This window comes from Nostoc sp. TCL240-02, assembly GCF_013343235.1.
GTDB lineage: Bacteria > Cyanobacteriota > Cyanobacteriia > Cyanobacteriales > Nostocaceae > Nostoc.
On record NZ_CP040094.1, the window covers coordinates 2,981,371 to 2,999,632 of the forward strand.

Genomic DNA, 18,262 nt, shown 5'->3' on the forward strand with positions numbered 1-18,262 from the left:
AAATAGATAATACTATATTTTTTAGAAAAATAACTTTTGAAAAGGCTAGTTTCTAAATATAATTTCATTCCGACTGTCTACACCGATTTGAGGTAAAGAGTTCATCGCTAAGTGAGGAGTTAGGATACTAGGAACTACTTGAGGTAGTTGCAACTGTTTCATCAAATTTTGCAACAGTTTATCTTGCTCAGAACGGAAACCTGCTGGGTTTGTGCCACGGTTGAGGATTGCAAACCAGACCAAACCGCGATCGCGTGTGGGCATCACACCAGCTAAACTACTAACATCATGCAATGTCCCAGTTTTAATTACAGTCGCAACAGGAATATGTCTGCGGTGAATTGTCCCCCGATGATCCAACCCGGAAGTGAGAAATAAGTCAGCCAAATTCATCTGATGAGCGACTGCTTCCCGCTCTAGCGCCATGAACATTGCACAAATTGCTCTAGGAGAAATGCGATTTTCTGGGCCTAGTCCAGAACCATTGATTAATTGAATTTCTGACTGTGGTACTCCAGCCAGATTAGCGGCTGTTGATTGGACTACACTAAAACCTCCCACTGATTCTGCTAGCATCTCTGCCATATCATTATTACTAAAAACGTTCATCTCCTTGATCAATTGTTGTAAAGGCAAAGACCGATGACGGACTAATAAGTTTTGTTGGAGAGTGGATTGTAAATTTACTTTAACAGTACCCGTAATTATGACTTGTGGCTTTGGTGTTCCCTTGGGCATAGTTGAGTATTGGAAAATAACAGAGCGGTTCCATCTGGCATAATTTAGTGCTTGTTTGAGCATTTGACCTGCCAAGAATGGATAACGCTGAAAATTCATGGCGAAGTTACCAGTAATTACCAAATTTCCTTTTACTTGTTTGATGCCTATTTGATTGAGAGTATTTCCTAAAGCTATTCCTTCCTGCCAAACAAACATTGGATCTCCACCACCAGCTATGACTAAATCACCTTCCAATACCCCATTTACTACTGGCCCAGTGGCACTTACCAAAGTCTCAAATTGGTGGTCTGGTCCCCAGGTTTTGAAAGCAACTAATGAGGTAGCAATTTTGGTTAAAGACGCAGCTGGCAGAGGTGTTGTACCTTGGTGATTAGCCATAAGTATTGGCCCTGACTGTATCCAAATCCCTTGGTTTTCTTTCAAATTCTGTGCTATCAGTTTTGATGTTATTAGCTTCTGAAGATATTCTTGCACTGTAGTGTTTCCAGATGGATTCGGATCTGAGGCAAGAACCAAGCTAGGACTAATTTGCCAAGCTAGTGCATCTAAAGCATCTAAATAATTGATTTGGATTCCAGCTTTTCCGAGCCACAGGCTTACTAAGCCTGAACCTAATAACTCAAGCATAATTTATTCCTCTCTAATATGGGATTACGTTATTTGCTATGCTAAATTTTTTTGTCTTATAATTCGGCTTTTCAATTCTTATGAATCAGCCTTATCAATAAGATGCCAACAGTCAGGAATTTTTACTTGTATTTACTTCACCAGCTTCACTGCAAGCTGTACTTGAGACTATAAAAAAGAGCATATCTGATCAAATGTAGAGAATATCTGTTAAGAAAACATCCACAAGATAGCAGCCATTTGTGACATATTTATGACAGAGTTATGACCAAGTTATGGCATAAATGTGATTTTCAAAAAACTACTATATTTGGCTGGCTTTACAGTAGTTTATCTGGTTATATATCTGTTTTATAAATTTGATAAAAAACTATTAGAATAGACTATAAATAATTTGTCATTTTGATAAGTTTTTCAATGCTTAATATATACAATATAATTAAAAAATTTTATTAAATTAATAAGAAAAAATATTTGTTTTTATAAATGAAAAAATCTAAAGTAAAAGCAACTAACCAGTGTGAAACTAATCGGTGTTTTTACCCATAAAACCAAATAGTGGAGAATAAACCTTGAATACTCTGGATTTTTCGCTATTAATATGGTTTGGCTCTTTGAGCGCTGGATTTTTAGGAGCTTTAACAGGCTTGGGTGGTGGCGTAGTAATTGTTCCTTTCTTATCTGTAGTTTGTAGAGTGGATCTCCACTATGCTATTGGTGCTTCTTTAGTATCTGTGATTGCTACATCTAGTGGAGCAGCTTCTGCTTATGTAAAGGAAGGTTACACTAATATGCGGCTAGGGATGTTCCTAGAAATAGCGACAACCTTTGGCGCTGTAGCTGGAGCGGTTGTGGCAGCGAAGATTTCTACTGGAACGATCGCTATTGTGTTTGGGATTGTTTTACTTTATAGTGCGTACCTATCTCGTAAACCCTACTCCGAAAACATCGATAATTTACCGCCAGATCCCTTGGCAACACGCTTGAAGTTAAATAGTACTTATCCAACTTCTACGGGAGAACAATCTTACAACGTGCATGGTGTTCCCTTTGGATTTGGGCTAATGTTTATAGCTGGTGTACTTTCCGGCTTGCTAGGTATTGGTTCGGGAGCGCTCAAGGTGCTGGCAATGGATCAAATAATGCATATTCCATTCAAAGTTTCCACAACTACCAGCAATTTCATGATTGGAGTAACAGCAGCAGCTAGTGCGGGAATATATCTAAACCGAGGTTATATCGACCCCGGATTAGCAATGCCAGTAATGTTGGGAGTACTGTGTGGTGCTGTATTGGGGGCGCGAGTACTTGTCAGAGCCAGGGTACAACTTTTGCGGAATATTTTCAATGGTGTGATTTTGGTACTGGCGCTGGAAATGATCTACAAAGGTCTAACTGGGAGGCTTTAAAATGGTTCTAAACAGACGTACTAAGTTTGAGCAGCGATTTGAGCAATTTATTGGCAATCTGTTAAGAGTCGGGGTCATCCTTACTACTGTTCTGGTTCTAACGGGTGGAATTTTGTACTTAATTCGCCACGGGACTGAGGTTCCTAATTACCAGTTCTTTCGGGGAGAACCAGCAGAATTTCGCACTCCAGCCGGGGTAAAAACATCAATATTATCAGGTCGTAACCGAGGCATTATTCAACTAGGACTACTGCTACTGATTGCTACTCCAGTTATGAGAGTGGTTTTTTCTCTGTTAGCCTTTGTTCGACTAAAAGATTATACGTATGTGATTGTGACTCTAATTGTACTAGCTGGGCTGATTTACAGTCTCATTGGAGAAAATTCTTAGATAGGTCTAAGTTGGCTTAGTATTACTTATGTTACTTCTTGTATAAAGAATACATACTCCTGTCTCTCTTATGACAAAATCATCAAATGCCCAAACCCAAGTATTAAAGGATCATTGTGCTTTAGATGCATTTGCTCTAGCGATCGTAAGCGGATACTCAATAGACCTCTTGCAAAAATATTTTATGGTATGATGTTGGATTTTGTCGCTTGAATCAATACTACTTATGCGATATGAGCAAACAAAAAAGTTATCGAATCGGCAGTTCAAACGTTTGGTCGGGGTGCAACGACGTACTTTCGATGAGATGGTTAAGGTGTTAGAACATACAACCAGTTTTAAGCAAACACGAGGTTATCCGAACAAGCTAGGCTTGGAAGACCAAGCTTTGGTTTGCCTACAGTATTGGAGAGAATATCGGACTTACTTCCAGATTGCTAGTGACTGGCAAGTATCCTAAATCTTCGGTTTGCCGCATAGTACATTGGGTTGAAAGCACATTAATCAGTTCTGGAAAATTCCGTTTAGAAGGAAAAAAGTCCTTGTTGATCTCATCACAGAAACCAAAAACAGCTGTGATGGATGTAACAGAGAGTCAAATTGAACGTCCGAAACACGGGCAAAAACGCTTTTATAGTGGTAAACAAAAACGGCATACTCTCAAATCTCAATTGATAATTGACCTAACAACCCAAGAAATTCGTTGTATTGTAAACGGTTCTGGTCGCAAACATGACTACAAACTATTTCTATTTATAGAGAGTAAGGTTCGTTTTCACTCCGAAACCGAAAGCTTAGAAGACAGTGGCTACCAAGGAATTTCTAAACTACACACTAATAGTCACTTACCTCAAAAGAAACCTAAAGGAGGTAAGTTAACCAAGGAACAAAAGCGATCCAACCGCGCTTTAGCGAGTCGTCGAGTAGTGATTGAACTTGTTTAAAAGTTTTTCTGATTTTAAGTCAGCGCTACCGCAATCGTCGGAAACGTAATGGAAGAGCGCTGTCATTTAATTGCTGGGATTTATAATTACGAAATTCAAAAAGAAGCCTAAATTTCTTTTGGATTTAGTCAACCCTCTACCATACCACAAAACTTTTTTGCAAGAGGTCTAATTTATGCCAAGTTGTTAGGCACATACCTGATGCTAACAGCTTTTGGAACTTCACTCACGGCAGGTTATATCCTGTGGTCGTTCCATGATTACTTTATGCGATCGCGACAAGTAGATTTGGATAACTGGACGAGTGCGTTAAGTGAAAGTGTTGCAGATGCACTAGAAGAAAAAGATATTAAACAAGTAAATGTTGTGTCAGGAATCAGTTAGTAGGCTGGAAAAATTGACATAGCTTGATTTGGGGCGATGTACTTAAAGAAGCTAGAGCAGGTAATAACTTAATTGCTTGGCTGGAGTTAGGGCCGCCTGCCATTGGCAATAACCAACGGTCAAAGGATCTTTTATCATCTAATTTAGCCAAGATAACATCACAACCCAATACTTCTCGGTTAAGGGGAAAAGGGGAAGGGGGAAGGGGAAAGAAAAAACCTTTAACCCAAACCCAGTACCCTTTACCCAAAATCCGATTCCGAATTAAAAATGCACAAAGCGAGAAGTATTGCCTCCACCCAACCTACGCAGTTTAAGTTTTTTGGCGCTAACTGAACCGTATTGGCTTAAAGACAGCATTTCATTGACAAAAACGAATATATTCTTAAAATTGCAACAAATTGGTAAAAATAAGCAGTTCTGCCAATTTTGGCACTTAATCTGATAAGTTATATTGCATTCTAGATGTTCTCTAACTTGCATTCCTACAGCATATGCAAGCAATGGCGGTACCGAATTTCCGATTTTTCTTTGAGCGACGACAAATTTGGTACGCTTACCCTGCATTCATAACGACAAAACTTAGTGGAGCATTTCATTAATTTGTAGCAAATTAAATTTGGCGATACCCTAGAATGCTAATGCATCGGCTTACATTGTTAATGCGTCAGTTTGCATTGTTAATGCATCAGCTTACATTATTAATGCATCAACTTACATTAAAAAAGCAACCGATGAGGTGCTGTCTCAAAAAGTGGAAACTCTTCTAAATAAAGTTCCGTTGCTTCTTGTAAATTCGCGATCGCTTCCAATACGTTTCAGTTAAGATTATTTGATGAAAATAATATATCCTATAGATCCCAAAAACGCGATAAATCGCCGTCTCTATGAAGGACTGATTATTGTAAAGACGGCGATTTATCGCGTCTCTTTTATTGCGTCTCTTGCCTTAACCGAACAGTATTGCGATCGTCGCGCTTCTTCTATCGTCTCTTTTTGGCTGGCGGTTCCCACCTCTGGACATTCAGCTAAATAAACATCCTCTTCCCAGTGCAAAATTGTTGTAAAGGTTCGAGTTTTTGTATCTTTAGCCTGTTGTGATGAACTAATGGAGCGTTTATCTGGCTATCTTTTCATGTTTTTATTGTTGCTTAACTACCTAGAACCAACAACATCTGCGCCTCAATTGCTTCTCAGGTTTGGGATGACTACCCGCACTGCTGCTTGTTTTCTTGGTTTTTTCATCCAGGGTTTTGCCCAATACTCCTAAAACCTGACTACCGATTTGGAAAAACATAGCGGCGACACCGCTAACGGCTGATATCGCCCAAGGTTCCATTCCTGTCATAAGATTATTCAATAAATATATTTAAAAATTAAAGCAGAGTTGTGCGATCAAACTCTAAGCTCTATTATGACAACTCCACCAAGCTTCAATTCCTGGGTTATCTGTCCCCAACCAAATTCGCAAGCAAACTTGCGTTTATTCTGCTTCCCCTACGCTGGTGGTAGCGCAGCAATTTTTCGCACCTGGCCTAATAATCTACCGAGTAATGTCGAAGTCTGTGCTGTGGAATATCCCGGACGAGGAAGACAGATTCAGTCAGCACCCTTAACGCGATTAGAACCTCTTGTGGAAGCGATCGCTCCAGTTCTCATGCCATACTTAGACAAACCATTCGCCTTCTTCGGTCACAGTATGGGCGGATTAGTTAGCTTCGAGTTGACCCGTCTACTCCGCTCTCAGTATAATCTTACTCCCTTTCACCTCTTCATCTCTGCTCGTCGTGCGCCGCAATTGCCACCCATAAAACCACCCCTCCACATCCTATCAGACCATGATTTGCAGAACGAGCTACGCAGTCTTAATGGTACACCCAAAGCAGTGCTATAAAGCGAGGAACTAATGCAGATATTTCTCCCGATTTTGCGGGCAGATTTTGCAGTTCTAGAAACTTATATTTACACTCCAAAACAGCCACTGGAGTGTCCTATTACTGCTTTTGGTGGTTTGCAAGACCAAGACGTTAGTCATGAAGCTTTGCAAGCATGGCGAGAACAGACCATCGCTGCTTTCTCATTACATGAGTTCAACGGCGACCACTTTTTCATCCATTCCCACCAAGAATTATTATTTAAACTTATATATCAAGAATTGCAGATGCGTAAGGGTAGCTGAATATTAGTTATTAGAGAAAAAGGAGTTAGGAGTCAGAATATCGAATTTTCCTGACTCTCTGAACTTCTGATGTACAATATTTCTACTTTTATTTTTGGGTAGCGATCGCTAACTTTGCCCCTTCAACTTTACGAACCCGATCCATCACCGCTACTACTCGACCATAATCAACTTTCTCATCAGCATTAATAATCACCAACACGTCTGGATTAGAACCAACTAAAGCGCGTATTTGCTCTGTCACATCATCAACTGCAATTGGTTTACGGTTCAGACTTATCTGTTCTTTGTCATCTACCGTAATGGTAATTTTAGTGGGAACTTGCTGTTGTTTCGCTGTGCTAGCCTTCGGTAAATTTACTGGTAAGCCTTCTGAGCGGGTCAAAAACAGAGTTGACATGATAAAAAATGTCAAAATTGCAAAAATCACATCAATCATCGGCACGATGTTGATCTGTAATGGAAGTTCTGGCTCATCTGGTAGACGCATAAGTTTTTTCTCCTCTTTCATAACGACGACGGTAGAGTAATTCTAACTGTCCCCCATACTCTTGAATTAATGCAATTTGCCTTTGATACAATCCCCGAAAGGTATTGGCAAACATGAGTATGAATATAGCAACTATCAATCCTGATGCTGTTGATACCAAAGCTTCACTAATCCCGGCGGTAACATTTGTTGTTTTGCTACCTCCTACGTCACCAAGATTTAGGGAAGCAAAGGAGGCTATCAATCCTAATACTGTGCCGAGAAGACCCAACAGAGGTGCCAGACTAATGATTGTCTCGAAAATGTTTTGAAAACGTTTTAACACAGGTATCTCAGCCTGCGATTCGCTTTCTAACGCCAAACGAAATTCTTCTGGATTTGGCTCCTCTAATTCTAAAGCCGCTAGAAAAATGCGAGCGAGTGGCAAATCTGCATTTTTCTGAAGTTTATCCATTGCACCGACAACATTATCAAGACGGTAGAGATTCAAAACATCGCGCACCACGCGGCTTTGACGTTGATTGATTCTTACCCAAAACCTGATCCGCTCGAAAATCAGTGCCACACCCAATACCGAAAACGCCAACAGAGGCCACATGACCACACCACCTGCTGCAAACAGATTTTGAATTTCCATGTTCTTTAAAGGTCATTAACAACACATTGTAAGACTGGCAGAATAGAGAAAAAAGCTAAAACTTTTTCTCAAGAAAATTTAAAATCTAATGATAATTTTTTCAAATTTAATCATAATAATTTTGATTCCAGAAATTGGGCAATTTATTTTTTGGAGTTCTCTAACAAGAAGTTAAGAGTTTGAAGTTAAGGGCCAGAATCTAGAGTTTCCGTTAATTCTGGCTGCTACTGTTGTTCAAAATAATGGATTGGAGGCAGGCGATTTTACTATTATCTTTGGGTAGCGATCGCTAACCTTGCTCCCTTCACCTGACGGACTTGATCCATTATCCCGACTATCTCACCGTGCAAGACTTTTTGATCGGCATTAATAATCACCAATGCATCTGGGTTAGAACCAACTAAAGTTCGTACTTGCGGTGCTAAATCATTAACTGCTATTGGATTGCGGTTTAGGCTTATCTTACCTTTTTCATCTACAGTGATGGTAATTTTAGTAGGAATTTGCTGTTCTTTCGCCGTGGCTGCCTTCGGTAAATTTACTGGCAACCCTTCCGATCGAGTTAAAAACAGCGTTGACATGATGAAAAATGTCAAAAGGGCAAACATTACATCAATCAGAGGTACTACATTTATAAATGGTTGTAAATCTGGTTCATTATCATCTAGATCCATAGGTTTTCTCCTGTTTTCCGTAGTGTTCAAGTTGTTCATAGCGATCGAGAAACAGTATTTCTAGCTGTCCGCCATACTCTTGAATCATTGTTATCTGTTTTTGGTATAGTCCCCTAAAGATGCTGGCTCCTAAAAGCACAAAGATAGCCACAACCAATCCTGAAGCGGTAGCAACTAAAGCTTCACTAATACCAGCAGTGACTGCACTAGTTTTAGTACCTCCGACATCACCAATATTCAGTCCAGCAAATGAGCGAATTAATCCTAAAATTGTGCCGAGAAGTCCCAACAGAGGCGCTAAACCGATAATGGTGTCAAATACAGCTTGAAACCGCTTGAGTGTAGGTATTTCTGCTTGCGCCTCGCTTTTCAAAGCCAAACGAAATTTCTCTGGAGTCGGTCTTTCTAGCTGTAGTCCAGCCAGAAAAATGCGTGCTATGGGTAAATCTACATTTTTTTGCAGCTTTTCCACAGCACTAACGAGATTATCAAGTCGATAAAGATTTAAAACCTCTCGCACCATCCGGTTTTGACGCTTACCAATCTGTAGCCAAAACTTCGCCCGCTCAATCATTAGTGCCCCTGCCAACACCGAAAATGCCAGCAGAGGCAACATGACTACACCGCCTGCTTCAAACAAATTCTGAATTCCCATGTAGTGCCTCTAAACGTCATTAACAATACAAAATCAGACTACCAGAATCAAGCTAAAAATGAAAGTTTTTCTCAACAGAGTTTAAGATGTAATCATAATTTTTCTCAAATCTGAGTACTATTATTTTTATTTTTTTATATAAATTGATTTAATTAACACATTATGAATAACACAAAAATTAATTTTGTCTAAAAATCGTCATAATCACAGTATCTCTCAAACATATTTTTATATTTTTATTATTATGTTGTAATTATGCTGCTCTGTAATACTGCCTGAAATAATTTTAATTTTTTACTTGATATTTGCAACCATGCATTCTAAGATAGCTAAGTTAGTGAGAATAGGTAGCAATAGCTATGAGCTTTTCCGGCACTACTGTCGAGCAACGTTCCAAAGAAGTTGAGGCTCTCAAGTCTTTTCTGACTTACAGTCTAATAGGTTCACTGGCGCTGCATATCGGCGTACTGTCTTTAGGCATAGGTAATTATTTGACGAGAGTGCCCACAGGAGAAGAGGAACCAATAGAGGTGGCGATCGTGGATTCTCCGACTGCGGAACCAGAAAAACCAATCGCAGAGATTTCAGAAGAAATAAAAAAAGAACCAGAAGTTGTCCAAAAACAGCCTATAGAAACTCCATCAGTAGAAAAAATTCAGCAACAAGAACAGATTACAGCAGTTGCTACCAAGCCACAGCCGACAAATACACCGCCACAAGCAATTGTTACTAAGCCAGAAGTTCCTGTGAAATCTACATCCGCTCCACGACCTGCTCTATCTGGAGATTCCAAAGCAAGTTCGGTAGGCGGTGGTGGCGGTGGTGGCGGTGGTGGCGGTTCCGGTGTTGGTTTAGGCTCAGGTAGTGGTATTGCTGTAGGTACAAGCAGCGGTACTGGCAGTGGCGGAGGTACTGGCACTGGTACTGGCGGTGGGATTGGCAGTGGAACTGGCACTGGTACTGGTAGCGGTATTGGTAGCGGCTCCGGCAGTGGGATTGGCAGTGGCACAGGTAGTGGTACTGGTAGCGGTATTGGTAGCGGCTCCGGCAATGGTATAGGCAATGGAGTAGGAAACGGAAACCGTCCGACAGTAGCAACAGCGCCAACACCTCCAAAAATTAACAGTTCAGGTAATGGTAATGGTCGTGCAGCTTGCCGCGAATGTAATGCCAAATATCCAGAAGCCGCAAGACGGCGAGGAGTTGAAGGCAGAGTGGAAGTAGCTGTTGATACTGATGCACAAGGAAATGTAACCAATGTGCGGGTTGCTCGCTCCAGTGGAAACCGCGACTTGGATGAAGAAACCATGAGACAGGCGCGTGACTGGAAATTAAAACCCGCAGAAGGTGGTAGACAAGGGGTATCAATAGCCACTGAATTTGCCATACAAGGTTCACGGCGATCACGCCAAGTTCAAGAACGGAAAAGACAAAGAGAAGCAGAAGAGAGAACCCAACAGACAACGGCTGCTAACTCCACGGAAGAAGCTCCAAAACGTAGACGCAGAGAGTTGACACCTTCATCTAATGAACCTACTAGAGCCACAAGGCCAGCAATATCTGGATTTAGTAGACGATTGGAACCTCAAACAGGGGAAAGTACTGCTAGCACAACTCGCACTCAAGGAACTGCTAGAGAGTCTTTACGCCGCATCCGGCGTGAGCAAACGGCTAACGATTCATCACAAAAGCCACAACCAACCGCAAATAATAGGCGGCGAAGAGATAACGCTAGCCAGAACAAGTTGCGGGACTCTTTGCGCCGTTTACGCCCACAACCCCAATCGCAACCTGCTGCACCGCCTGCTACAAGTCAGGAGTAGAAATGTAGAAGTGTTACGTCTCTAGAAGGATGTAGAATTTCCTGATTTTTTGTGAGCATTTAACAGGTACGGTTATTGCGATCGCATATTGCTATAAAACCGAACCTGCTGAACTTGAAAGTTGATTTAGTCTAATAACTAGGAAGCTTGAGATTGAGCTTTGTGCAATTTAAGATTGCTTAACAACCCATTTTATCAGCTGTTCGCAAGCTAAAAAGCTTGAGATTGAGCCTCCTAAGACTAAATAGTTCATCTTAGAGGTGATAGTTATGCCACTGGTGCGTTGGAACCCATTCCGGGATAGTGAACGTTTAGAACCATTTCGGGATACTGAATCTTGGGAACCATTCCGAGAAATCGACACCTTGCAGAGGCAAATGAATCGTTTATTTGACAGATTGATCCCAAGTACTAATGGTGGTGAGAGGTCTGGATTTATATTTAGTCCTGCTGCTGAACTAGAAGAAACTGATGATGCAATTCGCTTGAAACTAGAAGTACCTGGTCTAGAAGCAAAAGATATCAATGTGGAAGCAACTCCGGAATCAATTTCGATTACCGGTGAGCGTAAGACTGAAACCAAGAGTGAAGAAAACGGTATTACTAGGTCTGAGTTCCGTTATGGGAAATTTCAGAGGGTAATCCCGTTACCTTCCCAAATTCAAAATGACAAAGTGCAAGCTGAGTACAAAAATGGTATTCTCCACTTAACTTTGCCGAAAGCGGAACCAGAAAAACACAAAGCCGTCAAAGTGAATCTTGGTTAATTCAATTCAACATTCGGGAGTCTTGGACTTTCTTTTATATTTTGATTAGCTGTGAGAACCGCCTTCTTAAAAACGGAAGGTGGTTCTTCTTTATACATAAATTGCTTTGCTACTCGTCACCCATCTACTATGGGGAAGAGGGCTTAAAAGTGGTCTACTTTATATAATTGGCAATTATAGACACTGGTAATAACTTGATTTTTCCATCAATAAAAGTAGAAGCGAATAATTTTGCACTCCCCTATGTTCCAATACTTGTCGGGTTTTGGGGAAAAGGGGAAGGGGAAAGAAAAAACCTTTAACCTTTTCCCCAAACCCAATTCCGAGTTAAAAATGCAAAACCCGAGCAGTATTGCCCTATGCTCAATTTCTCTGATGAGGCCGATGAAAATCGTTTCTGCATCCAGATGAATCAAAATCAGGGACTGAAGGATACTTTGGTAAGATTTAATTCACAGTCTATTCAAGCACTTCCAAAAGGTCTTTAAGAAACTATTATCGAAGTGTAATCTTATCCAGCCAAACTAGTTTATGCTTGCCTTTTCTTGGCAAGATTATTCCGATATATGCTTTTCAATTTACAACACTGGCATGATTGAGAGAGATTGTGCTTTAGTTGAAGACTACCCATTTGTATCGAAAGTGCATCACGTTAGGCAAAAGCAGCTAGTTATAGGCAGTGGGAATTGTATTCAGAATCAAGCATCATAGAAATGGTGGTAGTTTTTGCTCATCATCAACTTTATGCTGGGATGATAGTCAATGGCTAACTCTCAAGTTGCTCATCTGTACTTTATGTTCAATGTCAAATTCACTGATTTGAATAAAACTTCTACATAAACACACACTGATGCAGTTTGATTTGCTTGAATAGCTATATTGATAGGACATTGATCCGAAGGCAATTCACAATCCTGATTATGGCAAGTAAATTCATTGATGTTAGAGAATACACTGTCAGGGCGCACAAAAGACAGATTCATACTCGTGTTTTCCAGTTTGTCTGTAAAGAGTGTAACGATCTGACAAAACGCGAGACGTTCGGGCCTCGACCTTTATATTGTGAGAGATGTCGCCCTCCCCAAGCACCTAAGAAATCTCAGCCAACATCTCAAAAAGCAAAACCCAGACCAATGTCTTACAAAAGTGACATCGATTTAAATTGATTGAAGCCTTATGACTCAAAATGGACAATTAGAACCACCTCCGGGCACTTTTCTTTCACCACTGTTGGAATTACGAGACTATTATGCTCGCCTCACGGAAGAGTATGAACGCCTTTTTGTGCAGGCGCGATCGCAACTCGATCATGTAGAAGCGTTGTTGTCTAACTGGTCTTTTTCTGATCCCAACAAGCAGATATCAAGACTGACGGCGGCTGATGAAACCTCAAATGTTTCCCCAGAAGGCTCTCTGCGTTTTTTATCGCCTCTTGATGAGATGGACGAAATCAACTTGGTGGAGTCTCTACAGTCAGAACCCACAGACTCGGATAAGGTTGAGATCGATAATTCCTTTTCTGCTGCTGTTGATACAAAAGATAGAAAACCTCTAACTACATCGCCAGATGCAAAGATAGCCTCAGAGAACAACGATAGTTCAACGAGAGTGGCAGAAATCCCCATGCTACCCCAGTACAATCACGCTATCTCCCGAATGGAAGCCATTAAACAGCTATTGCAAGAGCAGATAGGCACTGTATGTCATATAGATTTTATCGTGCGATCGCTTTATGGAGAGTTAGATTCCAATTTATTCAAAGTAGTTAAAGGTAGGGTTCAATCTTCCCTCACCCAAGGTAGAGAAAGGAATTACTGGGTAACTATTCCCGATGAGCCAGGTTGTTATACCCTGGATTTAAATTTGGTAGCCCCAAGTAAACGCAATGGTGCTTCTAGAAACAAAAATAAGAAGCCTTTTGTACCCCCGCCAAAAGCAGTACCGATGCTCAAAACCTTTGAGGGTCAATTTTTAATTGATGCTCTCACCTCTCTGTTTGAAGAAAATCCAGGTAAAGTTTTCAGCGTTGCTGAAGTCATCGCCGGAATTTATGGAGAACTAGATTCTCAGCAAATTAGAGAGATTAAAAATAAGGTGTTGAATGAATTATCTAGAGGCTATCGGACAGGCAGATTCTCTAGGGTTCCTAACGAAATTGGCTTCTATACTTGGGACTCCAATCTGATATCGAAGGCTCGTTAAATGGGCATAGGGCATGGGGCATAGGGCATGGGGCATTGGGAAGAATTTACTCCCTCATCTCCCCCATATCCCTCATCCCCCCATCTCCCTATCCCAAAAACAGCTTGTATGCCGGATTCTTGTTTTCATCCCAATAGCGATAGCCCAGGTTATCGAGAAAAGCTTGCCACTCTTCCATTTCGTGGGGAGGAACTTGGATACCAACTACTATTCGTCCGTAGTCTGCACCGTTGTTACGGTAGTGAAAAAGACTAATATTCCAGTCGGGACTCATAGAAGTAACAAACTTCATCAATGCGCCAGGACGTTCGGGAAACTCAAAACGGTAGAGTAATTCATTGTGAGCTAGGGGAGAGTGCCCACCCACCATGTGCCGCAGATGTAATTTAGTTAGTTCATCGTCTGTTAAATCAAGAGTTTCAAATCCTTGAGCTTCAAAGGTTTCTACCATCTTTGCAGCATCAGCACGGTTTTGAATTTGCACACCTACAAAAATATGGGCTGTTTTTTCATCAGCAATCCGATAATTAAACTCGGTCAGATTACGGTTGCCGATACATTCACAAAAGTGGCGAATACTTCCCCGTTCTTCAGGAATTGTGACTGCAAAGATTGCTTCCCGACGTTCGCCTAGCTGGGCCCGTTCTGCCACAAAGCGGAGACGATCAAAATTCATGTTTGCACCACAGGCTACGGCAACTAAGGTTTGTCCCTCAATTTGTTCTCGTTCTGCGTAGGCTTTGGCAGCTGCGATCGCTAATGCACCGGCTGGCTCTAAAATTGATCGCGTATCCTCAAATACGTCTTTAATCGCAGCGCAAGTATCATCAGTATCCACCAGAATAATTTCATCTACATACTGCTGACATAAACGGAAGGTTTCTTCACCTACTTCTCGCACCGCCACGCCATCAGCAAATAACCCCACTTGCGATAAGCGCACCCGATGTCCGGCTTTGAGTGATTGAGACATCGCATCAGCATCTACTGGTTCAACACCAATAATCTTGATTTCGGGACGCAATCGTTTCACATAAGCCCCAATCCCAGAAATCAATCCGCCACCTCCAATTGCGACAAAAATTGCATGGATAGGCTGCTGATATTGTCGTAAAATTTCCATGCCGATGGTTCCCTGTCCAGCAATTACATCAGGGTCATCAAAGGGATGAATAAAGGTCAAACCTTTTTCCACTTCTAATTCACGAGCATAGCTATAAGCATCGTCGTAGGTGTTTCCATGTAACACGACTGCTCCGCCCCTCATTCTCACTGCATCTACCTTGACTTGAGGTGTGGTTATTGGCATGACGATAATTGCTTTGGTTCCCAAGCGATTGGCTGCAAGGGCAACTCCTTGAGCATGGTTGCCCGCAGACGCTGCAATTACACCCTGTGCTAATACATCTGATGGTAGTTGCACCATTTTGTTATAAGCACCCCGCAGTTTAAAGGAAAATACTGACTGCATATCCTCACGTTTCAACAGGAGTTGATTATTCAGCCGCGCAGACAAATTTGGTGCATACTCCAGTGGTGTTTCCTGGGCAACATCATATACACGGGCAGTCAGAATTTGGATAAGGTAGTCGCAATACATGGGTGTCAAGGTGTTAGCAAATGCCGGATGAAAACTAATTTTACGTTACAAGCGATCGCACTGGTTTTATTTAATTCCATTCTTTTGTAATTTTGAGTGAATCAAATTTCAATATTACTAATCCTTTGGGAAGAGAAATAAGTATCAGTAATTGATTTTTTTAGTGACTTCAAATTTAGTGCGATCGCTGGTAGGTTCATTTTAAAAGAGTTTCGCCAACTATCCATATATTTAGCTCAACAAATAAGTATAATGTTGCTTATGAACATAAGTTTTCAATTTATGATAAAGTATCGATAGAAGATTAAATTCGGTTGTGTAGTTTGTTTTTATATATACTTGTATTACAGACCTCTCCGCATCTAAATCTCTGCACCCTCTGATTCTGGAGATATTGTATGTCAATTTACGTTGGTAATCTATCTTATGAGGTTAAAGAAGATGACCTCCGCCACGTTTTTGCAGAATACGGAACGGTAAAAAATGTTCAATTACCTATCGACCGAGAAACAGGTCGGATGAGAGGTTTCGGCTTTGTAGAAATGGAATCAGACGCACAAGAAACAGCAGCAATTGAAGCCCTTGATAATGCTGAGTGGATGGGTAGGAGCTTAAAAGTGAATAAAGCTAAACCCAAGACTGATGGAGGTTCCTCTGGCGGTAGAAGGGGTGGTGATGGTGGTTCCTCTCGCCGTTATTAAGGTCTTAACCTAATAATTTAGCTCTAAAGTCTTGAGGGCAGACAAGAAGGCCGTCTGCCTTTTTTGTGCTTCTCTTGATTAGCGTTAGCGTAGTTTACCGTAGGTATCGTTTTTGTAACAAGTGTAGCAACCATGAACCAAGAAGCTAAACATATTGTTAGCGAATTAAGGCATAAGTTCTACTCTAACTTTGCTGCTTCTATGAATATGCCGGTGATCGTAACTGGTACATCTTAATAGTAGTAATTCCCCGATCGCATCTTGGATGGATCGTAGGGAAAGACTGAACTATGTAAATGTATACGCTTATACCGCACCTGATGAATTTGTCCCATTCCGTCCGTTCATTCTTCGACTGGCTATAAACAAGAGTGCTGGGAGAGTGGCGACGTTCAGAAAAGGACAAGTCTGCCGAGGTCTTAATTTGATGTGGGACTTTGAATTAACTGTGCTACCAAAAGAAATCTTAGACTTTCTTCCCTGGATAGTTAATTTAGTGGAGGCTCATGACAAAGGTTCGTCCTTATCGCTACAATCACCACCTCATTCATTTGAATTAGAAGTGCCAAAGGTTGGGTTTTTTAATAACGCTTGGACTCAGAAAGCTAGGCTTCTTGCAAATTCGACAATATCTTAATACTTAGTGATTAATTTGCTAGTTAAAAACAACTAAAAATATATATTATCTAATACAAAAGTAGTGAACCTACTTTGGTGAATGTCCAAAATATTTGTCAACTTTTAAAACAAAATAGACAAGGTTGCACGACTGCTAGAAGATTCTTCTCATTTACCAGCTAATCCTGCTACTTGTGCGTTAATACCTGCAATATATGCCTGATAATTAATAAACGCGATGTGCAACTTTCTTTCCAAAGATAAAAGTCCCACCCTATGCTTAACCGAGAGATTGTGATTGTTATCTCTTGCCAGGGTGGAACAAATGTTATCTATGGAAGACTTGATCACAGCAGTGTTTTGCTGTGTGGATGATCTATTAAAGGAAGTGACCAATGGTAAACCTATGGGTAGTCGAGGATTTCAGCCATCTTTAAGTGATAGTGAAGTGATTACAATGGAAATTGTGGCAGAGTTTCAAGGTATCGATACGGACAAAGGTATTTGGCAATACTTTCGCCGTCATTGGTTCTCAATGTTTCCCCAGATGAAAAGCCGTTCAACCTTTGTACGACAAGCTGCAAACCTATGGCAGTACAAGCAAGAACTACAACAAGCCTTAGCAATAGAACTTGGTGCTTTCAGTGATAATACACACATTATTGACGGGATTCCGATACCGTTATGTTGCTTTACTCGTGCTCGTGGTTGTCGTAGCTTTCCTGGAGTTGCTAACTACGGTTACTGTGCCGCAAAAAAGGAAACATATTACGGATTTCATGGTCACTTACTCATTAGCGCCTCTGGGGTGATTACAAGCTTTACATTAACCTCTGCTTCGGGAGATGAACGGGAAGCGATCTGGGATATCGTGACCTTGATTCAGGGGTTGGTAATAGGTGACAAATGATACATAAGTACCACTCTCCGCCAGGAACTAGCACGCTATGGCATCGATTTACAAACACCCCTACGTTCCAATATGCAAGACGACTGTCCTGCATATTGGGTAAAGCTACTTCAAACTGTCCGTCGCCTAATTGAAACAGTAATTGGACAACTTAGCGTTAGCGTAGCTCGCCGCAGGCATCGCTTTAATATCGAAAAAGTCTGGGCCAGAGATATGTGGCATTTGACGAGTCGTTTAAATCGCAAACTATTGGCTCACACTGTTTGTGTCTGGTTAAATCGTTTATTTGGTTTGGAACCATTACAGTTCGATGGTCTTGTGACAGAATAAGTTGCACATCGCGTTAAACTAGTAAATTTACTGAAGGCAATTATTGTCTTTCCTTCATAAATTTAATAGTTGATTCCTCTAGGGTCATAATAAATCTTCACCGTTTATTTTGCAGTTAATTTTTATTAAATTAAGCTACCAAAAAAGTAAGAGATAACTCTTTTATAAATTCGAGTACGG

18 protein-coding genes and 3 pseudogenes are annotated in these 18,262 nt (G+C 40.9%); 13 read left to right on the plus strand and 8 right to left on the minus strand.

Annotated features, from left to right (window positions below):
* Positions 1-45: 45 nt before the first annotated feature.
* Positions 46-1,368 carry a D-alanyl-D-alanine carboxypeptidase gene (locus tag FBB35_RS12705; RefSeq protein ID WP_174709923.1) on the minus strand — a complete coding sequence of 441 codons (1,323 nt, stop codon included), beginning with the start codon at positions 1,366-1,368 and terminating at the stop codon, positions 46-48.
* 572 nt (positions 1,369-1,940) lie between these two features.
* Between FBB35_RS12705 and FBB35_RS12710 the strand changes: the two genes are divergently transcribed.
* The 4 genes and pseudogenes from FBB35_RS12710 (at position 1,941) to FBB35_RS12725 (ending at position 4,496) form a co-directional block, all read left to right on the plus strand.
* Entirely contained in the window at positions 1,941-2,777 is an 837-nt protein-coding gene (locus tag FBB35_RS12710; RefSeq protein WP_174709924.1) for a sulfite exporter TauE/SafE family protein, read from the plus strand.
* Between the two features lies 1 nt (position 2,778).
* Complete coding sequence (locus tag FBB35_RS12715) at positions 2,779-3,168, plus strand: DUF1634 domain-containing protein (protein WP_174709925.1); 390 nt, start codon at positions 2,779-2,781, stop codon at positions 3,166-3,168.
* A 226-nt stretch (positions 3,169-3,394) separates the two neighbouring features.
* Positions 3,395-4,223: pseudogene (locus tag FBB35_RS12720) on the plus strand (IS5 family transposase).
* Between the two features lie 90 nt (positions 4,224-4,313).
* The gene (locus FBB35_RS12725) at positions 4,314-4,496 is read left to right on the plus strand and encodes a hypothetical protein (protein WP_254625934.1); all 183 of its coding nucleotides are present in this window, start codon (positions 4,314-4,316) and stop codon (positions 4,494-4,496) included.
* On the opposite strand, the gene FBB35_RS12730 is transcribed toward FBB35_RS12725, so the two are convergent.
* Positions 4,489-4,746 (minus strand): hypothetical protein, encoded by a 258-nt coding sequence (locus FBB35_RS12730; protein ID WP_174707962.1) that lies wholly within the window; start codon positions 4,744-4,746, stop codon positions 4,489-4,491. The two genes, FBB35_RS12725 and FBB35_RS12730, sit on opposite strands and share 8 nt — an antisense overlap.
* Positions 4,747-5,331: 585 nt before the next feature.
* Between FBB35_RS12730 and FBB35_RS12735 the strand changes: the two genes are divergently transcribed.
* On the plus strand, positions 5,332-5,532 hold the full coding sequence (locus FBB35_RS12735) for a hypothetical protein (protein ID WP_174709926.1): 201 nt from the start codon (positions 5,332-5,334) through the stop codon (positions 5,530-5,532).
* Positions 5,533-5,655: 123 nt separating this feature from the next.
* On the opposite strand, the gene FBB35_RS12740 is transcribed toward FBB35_RS12735, so the two are convergent.
* On the minus strand, positions 5,656-5,844 hold the full coding sequence (locus FBB35_RS12740) for a hypothetical protein (RefSeq protein WP_174709927.1): 189 nt from the start codon (positions 5,842-5,844) through the stop codon (positions 5,656-5,658).
* A 66-nt stretch (positions 5,845-5,910) separates the two neighbouring features.
* Here FBB35_RS12740 and FBB35_RS12745 point away from each other — a divergent pair.
* Positions 5,911-6,675, plus strand: a pseudogene (locus tag FBB35_RS12745) (thioesterase II family protein).
* Between the two features lie 88 nt (positions 6,676-6,763).
* Here FBB35_RS12745 and FBB35_RS12750 read toward each other — a convergent pair.
* The 4 genes from FBB35_RS12750 to FBB35_RS12765 form a co-directional block, all read right to left on the minus strand.
* The gene (locus tag FBB35_RS12750) at positions 6,764-7,165 is read right to left on the minus strand and encodes a biopolymer transporter ExbD (protein ID WP_174709928.1); all 402 of its coding nucleotides are present in this window, start codon (positions 7,163-7,165) and stop codon (positions 6,764-6,766) included.
* Positions 7,149-7,802, minus strand: a complete 654-nt coding sequence (locus tag FBB35_RS12755) for a MotA/TolQ/ExbB proton channel family protein (protein ID WP_174709929.1) — start codon at positions 7,800-7,802, stop codon at positions 7,149-7,151. The genes FBB35_RS12750 and FBB35_RS12755 overlap by 17 nt, the downstream gene beginning before the upstream one ends.
* Positions 7,803-8,071: 269 nt before the next feature.
* A complete protein-coding gene (locus tag FBB35_RS12760; protein ID WP_174709930.1) occupies positions 8,072-8,476 on the minus strand; it encodes a biopolymer transporter ExbD in 405 nt (134 codons plus the stop codon).
* Complete coding sequence (locus FBB35_RS12765; RefSeq protein WP_174709931.1) at positions 8,463-9,131, minus strand: MotA/TolQ/ExbB proton channel family protein; 669 nt, start codon at positions 9,129-9,131, stop codon at positions 8,463-8,465. The genes FBB35_RS12760 and FBB35_RS12765 overlap by 14 nt, the downstream gene beginning before the upstream one ends.
* 359 nt (positions 9,132-9,490) lie before the next feature.
* Here FBB35_RS12765 and FBB35_RS12770 point away from each other — a divergent pair, with 359 nt between their 5' ends.
* The 4 genes from FBB35_RS12770 to FBB35_RS12785 all read left to right on the plus strand — a co-directional run bounded on the left by FBB35_RS12770 (position 9,491) and on the right by FBB35_RS12785 (position 13,923).
* The gene (locus FBB35_RS12770; protein WP_174709932.1) at positions 9,491-10,954 is read left to right on the plus strand and encodes a TonB family protein; all 1,464 of its coding nucleotides are present in this window, start codon (positions 9,491-9,493) and stop codon (positions 10,952-10,954) included.
* 269 nt (positions 10,955-11,223) lie between these two features.
* Positions 11,224-11,721, plus strand: coding sequence for an Hsp20/alpha crystallin family protein (locus tag FBB35_RS12775; protein WP_174709933.1), 498 nt, complete (start codon positions 11,224-11,226; stop codon positions 11,719-11,721).
* A 920-nt stretch (positions 11,722-12,641) separates the two neighbouring features.
* Positions 12,642-12,887, plus strand: a complete 246-nt coding sequence (locus tag FBB35_RS12780) for a hypothetical protein (RefSeq protein ID WP_114083336.1) — start codon at positions 12,642-12,644, stop codon at positions 12,885-12,887.
* Between the two features lie 10 nt (positions 12,888-12,897).
* The gene (locus FBB35_RS12785) at positions 12,898-13,923 is read left to right on the plus strand and encodes a hypothetical protein (protein WP_174709934.1); all 1,026 of its coding nucleotides are present in this window, start codon (positions 12,898-12,900) and stop codon (positions 13,921-13,923) included.
* An 88-nt stretch (positions 13,924-14,011) separates the two neighbouring features.
* On the opposite strand, the gene ilvA is transcribed toward FBB35_RS12785, so the two are convergent.
* Positions 14,012-15,523 carry a threonine ammonia-lyase, biosynthetic gene (ilvA, locus tag FBB35_RS12790; protein ID WP_174709935.1) on the minus strand — a complete coding sequence of 504 codons (1,512 nt, stop codon included), beginning with the start codon at positions 15,521-15,523 and terminating at the stop codon, positions 14,012-14,014.
* Positions 15,524-15,921: 398 nt separating this feature from the next.
* Here ilvA and FBB35_RS12795 point away from each other — a divergent pair, with 398 nt between their 5' ends.
* The 3 genes and pseudogenes from FBB35_RS12795 (at position 15,922) to FBB35_RS12805 (ending at position 18,082) form a co-directional block, all read left to right on the plus strand.
* Positions 15,922-16,224, plus strand: a complete 303-nt coding sequence (locus tag FBB35_RS12795) for an RNA-binding protein (protein ID WP_094327537.1) — start codon at positions 15,922-15,924, stop codon at positions 16,222-16,224.
* A 265-nt stretch (positions 16,225-16,489) separates the two neighbouring features.
* A complete protein-coding gene (locus FBB35_RS12800; protein WP_254625935.1) occupies positions 16,490-16,861 on the plus strand; it encodes a hypothetical protein in 372 nt (123 codons plus the stop codon).
* A 306-nt stretch (positions 16,862-17,167) separates the two neighbouring features.
* Positions 17,168-18,082 (plus strand): annotated as a pseudogene (locus FBB35_RS12805) (IS982 family transposase).
* Positions 18,083-18,262 lie beyond the last annotated feature (180 nt).